Here is an 11,750-nt window from a genome sequence, read left to right on the forward strand (position 1 = left end):
ATCGCCGCGGAGGCGGAGAGAGCAGTCAGTTTCATGCCGGGAGGCCGCAGGCTGGGGTGGAGATGGCCAGCCGATCATCGTGATGGATATAGAATGCTTAACATTGAATATGTCAATATTAAGCTTTTTTTGTACTGGATATAGAAGCAAATAGAGAATTGCATAAATAGGTATTTTGCATTCAGCGGATATTCTCATCAATCATGAAAATCAATCCTTCTTCAAGCTATTTTAGCAAAAGTCATTCCCACTAATTCTGACAATGCCCCACCAGCCGGCTGGTGCCCACATGTAAACCTATAACCAACCCCACTTCTCGCAAACGATGGCCATGGTGTTGCATGTGTTTCTCCTTTATGCCGGAAAGGTTAAGCAAGGTTGCCGACAGATGAATTTTATTTAAATGTTTAAGTATGCTTCTCTTCAAAGGAGAAGTCTTTTTTCTTTGTATAGATGACGTTATATAACTTGAGAATGTATAAGATGATGGGGTACCATTGAAAGAGGTTATAAAACCTATAGGCATCCTCATATTGTTAATATATCGGGAAACGAGCTTGAAAAGCTAAATCCAGTCAAACTGATTATTTTCATAAATGCATTAAATTAAAAGGGTTTGCTTCACAAAACGTTTAGGAGGTTCGTATGCATAGAGCAGCATCAAAGTTGTTGATGATAATCATCATTATTGCAGCTGCATTCACTTTGGACCTGAAGCTGGATTTATTTCCTGCCGTAGCGGAGTCGGAGGAGGAAGCGGGCGATGCGGTGAAGCCGAATAAGCTAGAACAGCTGGAGCTGGAAATCGCTAAGCAATTCCAAATCCGATCTGAACGGTTTTCCGTTTCCTATTCGGGGGACAAGCAGGAGCTGTCGGAAAAACTGACGGATGTTATCCGGGCTGCTTTGAGGCATGATGACTATTCAGCCTACATACTCGAATCCTACCTGTACACGATCCGCAGCTGGGGCAACCGGTCGACGATTTCAATTGAGGCGAGATACCGCGAGACAAAGCAGCAGACGGCTGTCGTTGACGATGTGGTAGCGAAAGCGCTCGCGACAATCATTAAACCGACAATGAATGACCATGAGAAAATAAAAGCGATTCATGATTGGATTGTCAGTCATGTGGAATATGACCAGTCGTTAACTCACTATACGGCCTATGAGGCGGTAACCTCAGGGGAGACAGTATGCCAGGGCTATTCCCTGCTTGGGTACAAAATGCTGAAGGAAGCGGGAATAACGGTACTAATTGCGGAAGGGACCGTGAATACAGGAGAGCACGCTTGGAATATGGTAAAGCTTGACGGCGTCTGGTACCATCTTGATTTGACGTGGGACGATCCCGTCAGTAAGACGGACAAAGGACAGTCTGCGGAAGTAACAAAATCAAAAAACGCTGCGATCAGATATAACTACTATTTGAAGACAGATGAGGAGCTGCGCGCAGACCACCAATGGACCAAATCTTATCCGGCGGCAGCTGCACAATATGTGCAGGTCATTCGTGAGCTGGAGCAGCAAGGGTCAACAGCTGAGAGGGAGCGCTTCAGCAATTTAAAGCTGGCGCTTGGCTTACACTGGCTCGAGCCGGAGTATACGGTATCAAGCTCGGAGCAGCTAAGTCGTGTTGTTCAATCGGCTCTAGAATCCCGTACTGCCAGTCTGGAGTTCAGGTATGAGCAAGGCGATCAATTTCCGGGAGCTTTGAAGGCAGCCTTCCAAGACGTTAATATTGCAGTCGGCTATAGAGCAAGTTATGAGCCGTATGCGGGCGATGGTTCCTTGCTCGTACGAATTAAGCTTGAATATGGGCGGTAGGTATATGGTGAGAAGTGCGCAAGAAAACAACATATTTCGTATGTAAAACGATACTTTTCTGGATGGATGCAGGCTATGATTTACACAGGAATTGTGAAATAGCCTGAGGAAAGAAGGTAAAAGGATATGTTGGAAACCAATGAAAAAATTTGGTTAAACGGGGTAATCGAAAAGATTGCAACGAAAATGGATTGGGTCAGCGAAAAATCCAGAAACAAAATCCCTTACACGACGATTAACGGAACGCATGACGACCGCAGCATAGACAACCCGAGCGGTAACAAAACGGATGGCATCAACTGGTGGACCAATGGCTTCTGGGGCGGCATGATGTGGCTGATGTATCATGAAACCGGCAATGAAAAATACAAAGAGATTGCTAATATTTCTGAAGCCGGGTTGGATCAATGCTTCCAGGATTATTACGGGCTGCATCACGATGTCGGGTTTATGTGGCTTCCGACCAGCGTGGCCAATTATAAAGTAACGAAGAATGCGGAGTCCCGGAAAAGAGCGCTGCATGCAGCCAACTTGCTGGCAGGACGTTTTAATCTGGCGGGAGGGTTTATCCGCGCATGGAACGATGTGGGAGATAAAGACACCAGAGGCTGGGCGATCATCGACTGCATGTTTAATATTCCCCTTCTCTACTGGGCTTCGGAAGAAACGGGAGATCCGCGGTTTAAGCAGATTGCCATGAAGCATGCGGATACGTCCATGTCGGCTTTCGTGAGACCGGACGGTTCCGTGAATCACATTGTGGAGTTCGATCCGTTTAACGGCGGAGTGGTCAAAACCTACGGAGGACAAGGCTATGAAGAGGGCTCTTCATGGACGAGAGGGCAGACCTGGGCCTTGTACGGCTTTATGATGAGCTACATCCACACCGGAAAAGAAGAATACTTGAATACGGCTAAGCGTGTTGCTCATTATTTTATGGCCAACATCCCTGACAGCGGAGTGATACCGGTTGATTTCAGACAGCCGAGAGAGCCGAGGCGTGAGGATGACACGGCTGCAGCGATTGCAGCTTGCGGATTGCTTGAAATTGCCAAGGCAGTAGGCCCGTACGAGAAAGATTCCTATATCAAAGCTGCACTTAAGCTGCTTAAAACGTTGGATGAGTCGCGCAGCGACTGGTCCAGGGATAATGATTGCATTTTGCAAAACGGTTCAGGGGCGTATTATGCCAAATCGCATCATCATCCGATTATCTATGGCGACTATTATTTTATGGAAGCTATCTTTAAACTTAAGGGTAATGATTTGTATCTTTGGTAAGGGTTATATCTATTTATTCTAGGACCCGGAAGGGTCCTATTTGTTATTATGGATGATAAATTATATCGCAGGAGAATGATTATTTTGAGAAATAGCCGACAGTTTCGTGATCGAACAACGGAAGCGTAATTTCTATTTTTGTTCCAAAGCGTTCTTTGGCTTTAATAATAAACCGGGAGTCGGTACCGAATTGTATTTTTATTCTCTTATAAGTGTTATAAAGACCTATATGCGGTTGGTCTTCATCGGCATTTGCTGATGAAAACTGTAACCTATCCCTGATTTGTTTCAAGTGATCCGGGGAAATCCCTATACCATTGTCAATCACCGCTATAAGCAATTTGCGGCCTTTTGCACGGATCCTAATTTTGATTATCCCCGGATCCTTTTTGTTTTTTATGCCATGATACAAGGCATTCTCGACCAGCGGCTGCAAAATGAGTTTATTCACCCGATAATCCAGAAGGTCCTCTTCTAAATCCCAAATCACCTTGAATTTGTCCGAATATCTGTATTTGAGTATTTCGATATAACTGCGGGTATATTGCAGCTCTTCTTCAAGCCGAATAAGCTGAATGGGCACATCGAGCGCATATTTAAGAATGTCAGATAAATGCTCCAGCATAACGTTCGCCTCATTGGGTTTCCCGGTGAGGCTTATTACTTTCCAATAAATCGTTTGGAGAGTATTGAACAAGAAATGAGGATTGATCTGGGCTTGCAGAGTTTTTAGCTCAAGAACCTCATTTCGGTATTTACGTTCTGAAAGCTGTACGGTTAAGTAGTTATGCTCCACGAACGTTCTTAATACGTTTTGAATGATGTAATTGTAGACATTATAAGGTTTTTCCTCGACCAACGATAACTCGGTTCCGTATTTGGCTGAGTGGATGATATTCAGAATTGATTTGACATTGCGATAATTATTTCTTGTGAGTATATAGGCGAGCAGAGTACCGGCAATAAAACAAGCGATAAGCAGAAAGAACGTCAATTTAGTCAGGTAATTCGGCACCTTGTACAGACTTTCCTGTGAAGTGACCATAACAAAGCTCCAACCATATTTATCTGAGTGTAGTTTCGAAACCAGACTTGGGTCATTAGCAGATCGAATTGTAAAAAAGGACTCTTTGTTTAAGGCGATTTCCTCGAACTGCTTATTTGTGAAATCAACCAATTGGGTTCGGCTTGTCATCAATTGATTATTCTGATCTAAAATAAAGATCTGCTGCTCGGGAAGCACCTTCAGATGGTCCAATTGCTTTTCAATGTAATCGGTAGATATGTTAAGGATGAGCACACCGGAATTTGGGACCTGGGATAGTTTGCGGTAAAGCGTAATGACCTTATTTGGCGGCTGGAATGAAAACTCCTTAACCGTACGGGACTCTGCCCACATCATATCATTCTCATGCAGATCTATGCTTTGGCGCCAGGAAACATCGTGAGACGTGCTTAAATAGTCAATCCCGTTTTTGCTGTTGTAATAACGTCCATAGTCATTCGGGATATACATATAAATGGAATCAATATAGGGCCTGGCATTTGCCGGAGCATCGATAAAATCACGTACCGTATCGAACAGTGTTATATCTCCTGATTCCAGTACCGGCGATCTTAAGACGCGATTCATATTATGATTTATTGTAGGATTTGTAATAAAATACAAAGAGATGGCATCCAATTCATTAAAAATCAACTCGACGTTATCTTTGGCTTGCCTAAGCATGCTTGAGTTATTGGCAACGATAGCATCTTTGATGTAATTCTCAATAATAAGATTGAATAAACCTCCCAATACTAAAATCGGAATGAACATCGGCAAAATTACGCTTACAAAGTTTTTGATGAAAAAAGTATGAATTGTTTTCATAATAGGCTACTCGTTTCTAACTTCACGCGGTGACTTTCCGTAGTACTTGCCAAACGCCCGGGTGAAATTTTTGGAATTTGCGTAGCCGACAAGCTCGCTTACCTGATAGATCTTGTACTGAAAATCTTCAAGAAGTTCTTTTGCTTTGCTCATTCGCTTATCCAGTAAGAGATCAGAGAAATTTTGGCCTGTCTTGTCTTTAAAAAATTTACTGAGATACTGGGGAGTCATATATACGGAATCCGCAGCCCCTTCCAGACTGGCTGTAGAAAGATGCTTGTCTACGTATTGACGAACCGCGGCTATCACTTTGTGTTCCGTTATAGCGGATTCCACAGCTTCCTTTACGGTCTCGTTATTTAACTCCTCGTAAAGCTTTTTGAAAGTCTCAACAAGCTCGCCGTATTTTGTAGGCTTAATAATATAATTTTTCACACCGTATATGATAGCCTTTTGTGCAAATTCGAATTCCTTGTGACCGCTTAGGAACACGATTTTTATAGGTAAGCGCTTACGGTATATCTCATGGGCCAAATCCAAGCCGTTCATTACAGGCATTTTAATGTCGCTAAGCACAACATCCACTCGTTCTAATTCAATAAAAGTTAGAGCATCCGCCCCGTTTTCTGCTTCCCCTACAATTTCAAATCCGATTTCTTGCCAAGGGAAATAGTTCCGTAAGCCGGTTCGGGTCTCTTTCTCATCGTCGACGATCAGAAGCCTGTACATTAAAAGCCCCCCCAGTTGTGTAACTTATATGACTATTACAGTATAACAGCATAGAGCTTCCAAGAATCATATCAAACAGTGGAATATTAAGTTAAGCTAATTTATAGCAAGAAATGATACCTTTCGCGGGTTGAGGGACAAAAGAAACATAATTAGAGGTACTGAATAACAAATAGAATGCCTGTTTTTATAAATATGTAAGCGCTATTATTTAGTCAGCAGCAACGGTCAATCAAACAAAAACGAAAGGGGTCAAGAAGGATGGGGATGAAATTTGGTTGTCATGGTTACACATGGCAGCTGTCTTATGAAACACAGTCGGATAATTTGCCCCATATATTAGACGTCATTGCCGGCGGCGGTTTTAAGGGTTTGGATACGCAGGTAGCGATGCTCGGCAGATTCTATAATCACCCGACTCTTCTCAAGGAAGAATTGCAAAAACGTAATCTTGAACTCGCGGCTTTAACGCTTTCCTTGCACTGGCTTCATAAGGGGGAAACGGACGAAGAGCAAAGTACAGCGGACTATTTTATCGAGTATCTCAGACACTTTCCGGGCGCGCTGCTTAATGTAGTCCAAATGCCGGGCAGCAATCGTGATGAATTGCAAACCAGACAGCGTAATGTTCTGGATTGCGTCAATGCTATTGCAAAAAGAGCTGCAGATCAGGACATTGTAACAGCCTTTCATCCCAACTCTCCGCCAGGCTCGGTTTTTAGAAACGAAGAGGATTATAAGGTTATGTTCGATGGTTTAGATACGGATGTGATCGGATACACCCCTGACGCAGGTCATATCGCTTGCGGCGGCATGGATGTGGCAGAAATTTTCGAAACGTATAGACCGCTTATCAAGCATGTGCACTTTAAAGACGCTTCAGCGGATTATGTGTGGAAGGCGATGGGCGAAGGGGTGATTGATTTCCCGCGCATTGTCAGACATCTGCGGAATACCGATTATAATGGTTGGATCATGGTAGAAGAAGAATCCGAGAAAGCGGTAGCCGACCCGGATGGCGCTATGATGGAAAACAGCCGCTATGTTAAAGAACAGTTAATACCGATCGCGTAACAAGAGATTTTGGAAATAGATGAATAAATCATTAAAGGAGTATATACATGAAACCTAAAGTGGTATTAACAGGAAAAACCTGGCCAATCCCCTTCGCGAAGCTTCAGGAACACTGCGATGTGCAGCACTGGGAAGGCCCTGGCCCAATTCCAAGGGAGCTGCTAAAGGTATGGCTTGAAGATGCGGAGGGTTTGTTAAGCGTCAATCACGGAACAAAAGTGGACGAGGATCTGCTGGACGCTGCTCCAAAACTTCGGGTTATCGCGCAATCAGGGGTTGGTTATGACAATATTGACGTTGCTGCCTGTACAAAGAAAGGGATTCCGTTCGGCAATACCCCGGGGGTTCTGGTTGAAGCGACGGCTGATCTTACTTTTGGAATATTATTATCGGCTATGCGCCGCATTCACGAAGGCTGGGGCTGGGTAAGAACAGGGCAATGGCGTGAAGTCATGGGCACGGATCTTTACGGGAAAACGCTTGGTATATATGGCATGGGGGATATTGGTTCCGCTGTAGCTAAGAGAGCGCAGGCAAGCGGCATGCAAATCATTTACCATAACCGTACGCGAAAGCAGGATGACGGTCACCTCGGAGCAAGATATGTTTCCTTTGACGGGCTGCTGGAGGAGGCGGACTGCATTATCGTGCTGGTCCCGCTATCCGAACAAAGCAGAGGAATGTTTGGAAAGGAACAGTTCGACCGGATGAAAAGTACAGCTTATTTTGTAAACGCTTCAAGAGGACCGGTCGTTCAAACAGAGGCGCTGTACGACGCTTTGAAACATAACAATATCGCATACGCGGCTTTAGACGTCACAGATCCGGAGCCTCTGCCGGGAGATCATCCGCTGCTCGGATTGTCTAATATTTTGGTTACACCTCACATCGGCAGCGCAACCTATGAGACACGCAATAGTATGGCTATGCTGGCGGTGGACAACTTATTAGCGGGACTTGCTAAGAAAGCTCTGCCAGCTTGTGTGAATCCATCTGTTAATTATATCTAGAAAAAATAAGGGGATGAATAGCATGTTAAAAACATTTGGTAAGCTATCGACATTAAGTTTGGTCATGCTGCTTGCAATTGCAACGATACTGTCGGCTTGTTCCGGCTCGAATTCGAATGCAGGCAACCAGGGGACGGCAGTAAATGAAAACGCCGGTCAGAACAAAGATGAAAAAGTAACGCTGCGCTTCTCCTGGTGGGGCGGCGAGTCCAGACATAAAGCTACCTTAGCCGCGATTGATATGTACATGAAGCAAAACCCGAATGTAACCATTGAAGCGGAGTACGGCACTTTCGACGGCTACTATCAAAAGCTTCAAACACAGCTTTCCGGCGGAACGGCTCCTGATCTTATTCAGCTGGACTATCTATGGATTAACGACTTAGTCAGGCAAGTAGATTTATTTGTCGATATGTACACGTTGAAAGACACAATCGATATCAGCGAGTTCGATGAACAGTTTTTGCGCGATTGGGCGATCATCAACGGCCAGCTCCAAGGCGTTCCAACTGGAATGAACGCGCTTACGACGATAGTGAACAAAAGCTTCATGGATCGCGAAGATATTCCTATGCATGAGAAATGGACCTGGGAACAAATTATCGCGGAAGGTCAGAAGCTAAATCAAAAAAATCCGAAGATGTTCTTGATCAACTCGGATTTGTCTACGCTTACTGAAAAAATTGTTCCTTCCTATCATAGTCAGCTTACTGGAAAGTACCTTGTTAATGCAGACAATACGCTAGGCTTTGATCAACAGTCGATGACCGAGACCTTTACCTTCCTTAAATCATTATTTGATACTGGCGTGCTGCAGCCGCTGGGCGAGAGTGCACTGTACAATGCCAAAACCGAGCAGAATCCGAAGTGGATTAACGGCGAAACGGCGATGACGATTGCCAATGTTGCGGATATTCCAAAGCTTCGCGGAACAGCAGCCAACTTTGATATTACGACAACACTGTTTCCGGTTAAGGAAAATGCCAAATCTACAGGCATTAATGCCAGACCTTCGCAACTGATCGGTATTAACAAAAACTCCAAGCATATTGAAGAGGCCACTAAATTTTTAAATTGGTTATTTTCGGATAAAGAGGCTATTCTGACGCTTGGCGTGGAGCGTTCCATTCCGGTTAAGCCATCGTCACAAGAGCTGCTGCTCGCAAACGATAAGCTTGATCAGGTCGTTGCAACGTCCTTAGAGACGGCTTTGGCCAATCAGGCAGCCGCTCCAAGCTATATGAACAACAATCAGGAATTGATGAAAATATCTAATGAAGTGATCGAGAAAGTGGCATTTGGAAAACTGACTCCCGAAGCTGCAGCAGCGGAAATGATAGAACGGTATGAGGCTAAATTGAAAGAGATCGACGCATCTACAAAATAAAAGAATGGTCTAAGGTGGAAAAACTATGAACAAACTAGGGATCGTTTTTAGAAACTCAGATAACAGGCAATGGATAGGATTGCTATATGTATCTCCGTTCATCATTGGACTTTTGGTATTCAAGATGTATCCGTTTCTTGCTTCTTTATATTATTCATTCACCGATTTCAGTTTATTGAAGCCTGAAAAATTTGTTGGACTGAGCAATTACATTTATATGTTTACGAAAGACCCCTTGTTTTTCCCGGCGCTCAAAGCCACATTGCTTTATGTTTTGTTTGCCGTACCTGGAAAGCTGGCCTTTGCGCTGCTGATTGCCGTTATTCTGAACGTGAATATGAAATTCATCTCGGTGTACCGTACGCTGTACTACCTTCCGTCAATATTAGGCGGAAGCGTAGCTATCGCTATCCTATGGCGTTCGATGTTCACGAAAGACGGCGTTGTCAATCAGTTTATTACGGGTATGGGGCTGCCGGCCATTGATTGGTTTGGAATTCCTTCCTTGGCTTTGATATCAATCAGCTTGCTTTCGATTTGGCAGTTTGGTTCATCCATGGTACTGTTTCTGGCCGGTCTGAAGCAAATCCCGAAAGATTTATACGAGGCGGGAACGATTGACGGGGCATCGAAGCTGCGCATGTTTTTCAGCATTACTTTTCCATTGCTTACACCGATACTATTTTTCAATCTTATTATGCAGACGGTCAATGCGTTTCAGGAGTTCACCGCAGCCTTTCTGATCACGAACGGCGGGCCGCTGAACAGCACTTATTTATTTGGATTAAAGCTTTATCAAGATGCGTTCCAATTTGCCAAAATGGGCTATGCGTCAGCGCTCTCCTGGATCCTGTTCCTATCTATTATGTTGTTTACGGTCATAGCATTTAAATCCCAGAAATACTGGACTCATTACGAGGATGGAGGAAAATTCTGATGACATCTCTGATTCGTATGGGCAGGCTTAGCTTTTTGACGATATTCGGCATTATCTTGATTTATCCGATCATCTGGTTGATTAGCGCGTCGTTTAAACCGCTGCCCGAAATCTTCTCGACGGTAAATCTGATTCCCTCCCGCTTCGTCATCACTTCTTATATTAACGGCTGGAAGGGCAGTGGGCAGTTCGGCTTTAATACCTTTTTTACCAATTCGTTCTTGCTTGTCGTTCCGACTGTAATCGCGACTGTCTTATCGAGTGTTATCGTGGCTTACGGTTTTGCCCGTTTTCGGTTTCCGACGAAAAACCTGTTTTTTTCCTTGATGATTGCGACTCTGATGCTTCCGAATGCCGTCATCATTATTCCGAGCTATCTGCTGTTTCGCAACCTGGGCTGGTTGGACACCTATTGGACGTTTATCATTCCTTCCATGTTCGCGACTTATCCATTTTTTATCTTTATGTTAATTCAATTTTTCCGCGGCCTGCCGCGCGATTTGGATGAATCAGCGGTAGTGGACGGCTGCAATTCCTTTAAGATTTTAACCCATATTTTGCTGCCGCTCAGCAAACCGGCGCTAGTATCCGCTGCGGTATTTCAGTTTATCTGGACATGGAATGATTTTTTCAACTCTTTAATTTATATCAACAGCGTTAAAAAATACCCGATTTCCTTGGGACTAAGGATGTCGCTCGATACATCCTCCATTTCCAACTGGGACCAGGTAATGGCCATGTCGGTTCTGTCCATTGTCCCATGCTTGATCATTTTCTTCTTAGCGCAGCGCTATTTTGTTGAAGGCATTGCGACAACAGGAATTAAAGGCTAACCGATTTATTTGAGGAGGAGAAACACATGAAACCGTCAATATTCATAGCGGCATCGGTATATGGTGCTGAATTGGTGCAAAAGCTGGGACAATCTTATTTAGCTGAACTCGGGGCACGCTCCGGGGCAGCCGGATTCGAAGTCCGCCGCGAGCTTTTTCTTGAAGAGGAGCCGCCTTTTGATGAACTTAGAGAAGTATTGAAGGCAAACGCTTTGCGCTGCGCAATATCCGCTTCCGTAGAAATATGGTCGCCTGAAGGAGATTTAAACGAGGAGCAATTATACCAAACGCTAGTGGAAGGAAAGCAGGTAGGGGCATCTTATGTGAAAACGACGCTTGGAACGTATGTTCCGGGCAGATCGGATCTAAAGGCTCTTCGGCGCTGTCTGGAGAAGGCTGACTACTTTAAGCTTCCTATTCAATTAACGGTAGAGAACGAACAAAGCAATCACGGAGGCAATCCGCAAATATTGCGCGGCTTCTTCGATGATTGTGCAGAGGAGCAAATTCCTGTCAGCATGACATTCGATGTAGGAAATTGGCTTTGGGCCGGAGAGGATATTTGTCAGGCTGCCGAAATACTTGCCGATTACGTTGTATATGTGCATTTTAAATGGTCTGAGGAACGGAATGGCAAGAAAGCAGCGGCACCGTTATCTGAAGATGAACATGCGGAGTGGCGGGAGGTACTGCGCTATTTTTCGAAAGATCTTCCCCGTGTAATTGAGTTTCCTATCATCGGTGAGGATTTAGAGCAAATGACGAGGAAGTATGTACAGCTGCTTGAGCTGGCCTAAAG

The 11,750-nt window shown here is 44.4% G+C and carries 10 protein-coding genes; 8 read left to right on the forward strand and 2 right to left on the reverse strand.

Annotated elements, in window-relative coordinates; translation table 11 throughout:
* Window positions 1-645 precede the first annotated feature (645 nt).
* Both DFP97_RS14335 and DFP97_RS14340 read left to right on the forward strand, forming a co-directional pair.
* The gene (locus DFP97_RS14335) at window positions 646-1,827 is read left to right on the forward strand and encodes a transglutaminase domain-containing protein (RefSeq protein ID WP_114380861.1); all 1,182 of its coding nucleotides are present in this window, start codon (window positions 646-648) and stop codon (window positions 1,825-1,827) included.
* Window positions 1,828-1,953: 126 nt separating this feature from the next.
* Complete coding sequence (locus DFP97_RS14340) at window positions 1,954-3,108, forward strand: glycoside hydrolase family 88 protein (RefSeq protein WP_114380863.1); 1,155 nt, start codon at window positions 1,954-1,956, stop codon at window positions 3,106-3,108.
* 79 nt (window positions 3,109-3,187) lie between these two features.
* Here DFP97_RS14340 and DFP97_RS14345 read toward each other — a convergent pair whose 3' ends face one another.
* Together DFP97_RS14345 and DFP97_RS14350 are read right to left on the reverse strand one after the other, a co-directional pair.
* A complete protein-coding gene (locus DFP97_RS14345) occupies window positions 3,188-4,981 on the reverse strand; it encodes a cache domain-containing sensor histidine kinase (protein WP_114380865.1) in 1,794 nt (597 codons plus the stop codon).
* 6 nt (window positions 4,982-4,987) lie between these two features.
* Complete coding sequence (locus tag DFP97_RS14350) at window positions 4,988-5,710, reverse strand: response regulator transcription factor (RefSeq protein ID WP_114380866.1); 723 nt, start codon at window positions 5,708-5,710, stop codon at window positions 4,988-4,990.
* A 261-nt stretch (window positions 5,711-5,971) separates the two neighbouring features.
* On the opposite strand from DFP97_RS14350, the gene DFP97_RS14355 reads away from it, so the two are divergent.
* Genes DFP97_RS14355 through DFP97_RS14380 form a run of 6 tightly spaced genes read left to right on the forward strand, consistent with a single transcriptional unit; the run spans window position 5,972 to window position 11,748 of the window.
* Window positions 5,972-6,784: a sugar phosphate isomerase/epimerase family protein gene (locus DFP97_RS14355; protein ID WP_114380868.1), complete on the forward strand. Its 813-nt coding sequence runs from the start codon at window positions 5,972-5,974 to the stop codon at window positions 6,782-6,784.
* Between the two features lie 47 nt (window positions 6,785-6,831).
* On the forward strand, window positions 6,832-7,794 hold the full coding sequence (locus DFP97_RS14360; protein ID WP_114380870.1) for a 2-hydroxyacid dehydrogenase: 963 nt from the start codon (window positions 6,832-6,834) through the stop codon (window positions 7,792-7,794).
* 22 nt (window positions 7,795-7,816) lie between these two features.
* Window positions 7,817-9,181, forward strand: coding sequence for an ABC transporter substrate-binding protein (locus tag DFP97_RS14365; protein ID WP_181873528.1), 1,365 nt, complete (start codon window positions 7,817-7,819; stop codon window positions 9,179-9,181).
* A gap of 25 nt (window positions 9,182-9,206) precedes the next feature.
* Window positions 9,207-10,118, forward strand: a complete 912-nt coding sequence (locus DFP97_RS14370) for a carbohydrate ABC transporter permease (protein ID WP_114380873.1) — start codon at window positions 9,207-9,209, stop codon at window positions 10,116-10,118.
* On the forward strand, window positions 10,118-10,951 hold the full coding sequence (locus tag DFP97_RS14375; RefSeq protein WP_114380875.1) for a carbohydrate ABC transporter permease: 834 nt from the start codon (window positions 10,118-10,120) through the stop codon (window positions 10,949-10,951). The genes DFP97_RS14370 and DFP97_RS14375 overlap by 1 nt, the downstream gene beginning before the upstream one ends.
* A 26-nt stretch (window positions 10,952-10,977) precedes the next feature.
* Complete coding sequence (locus DFP97_RS14380) at window positions 10,978-11,748, forward strand: sugar phosphate isomerase/epimerase family protein (protein ID WP_114380877.1); 771 nt, start codon at window positions 10,978-10,980, stop codon at window positions 11,746-11,748.
* Window positions 11,749-11,750 lie beyond the last annotated feature (2 nt).

Origin of the sequence: Paenibacillus prosopidis (genome assembly GCF_003337375.1) — a bacterium.
Classification (GTDB): Bacteria; Bacillota; Bacilli; order Paenibacillales; family Paenibacillaceae; genus Pristimantibacillus; species Pristimantibacillus prosopidis.

Bases quoted from the DNA above. Each gene is read 5' to 3' on its own strand.
- DFP97_RS14350 (WP_114380866.1), bottom strand. From the start codon at position 5,710: ATGTACAGGCTTCTGATCGTCGACGATGAGAAAGAGACCCGAACCGGC.
- DFP97_RS14380 (WP_114380877.1), top strand. From the start codon at position 10,978: ATGAAACCGTCAATATTCATAGCGGCATCGGTATATGGTGCTGAATTG.
- DFP97_RS14360 (WP_114380870.1), top strand. From the start codon at position 6,832: ATGAAACCTAAAGTGGTATTAACAGGAAAAACCTGGCCAATCCCCTTC.
- DFP97_RS14355 (WP_114380868.1), top strand. From the start codon at position 5,972: ATGGGGATGAAATTTGGTTGTCATGGTTACACATGGCAGCTGTCTTAT.
- DFP97_RS14370 (WP_114380873.1), top strand. From the start codon at position 9,207: ATGAACAAACTAGGGATCGTTTTTAGAAACTCAGATAACAGGCAATGG.
- DFP97_RS14345 (WP_114380865.1), bottom strand. From the start codon at position 4,981: ATGAAAACAATTCATACTTTTTTCATCAAAAACTTTGTAAGCGTAATT.
- DFP97_RS14335 (WP_114380861.1), top strand. From the start codon at position 646: ATGCATAGAGCAGCATCAAAGTTGTTGATGATAATCATCATTATTGCA.
- DFP97_RS14365 (WP_181873528.1), top strand. From the start codon at position 7,817: ATGTTAAAAACATTTGGTAAGCTATCGACATTAAGTTTGGTCATGCTG.
- DFP97_RS14375 (WP_114380875.1), top strand. From the start codon at position 10,118: ATGACATCTCTGATTCGTATGGGCAGGCTTAGCTTTTTGACGATATTC.
- DFP97_RS14340 (WP_114380863.1), top strand. From the start codon at position 1,954: ATGTTGGAAACCAATGAAAAAATTTGGTTAAACGGGGTAATCGAAAAG.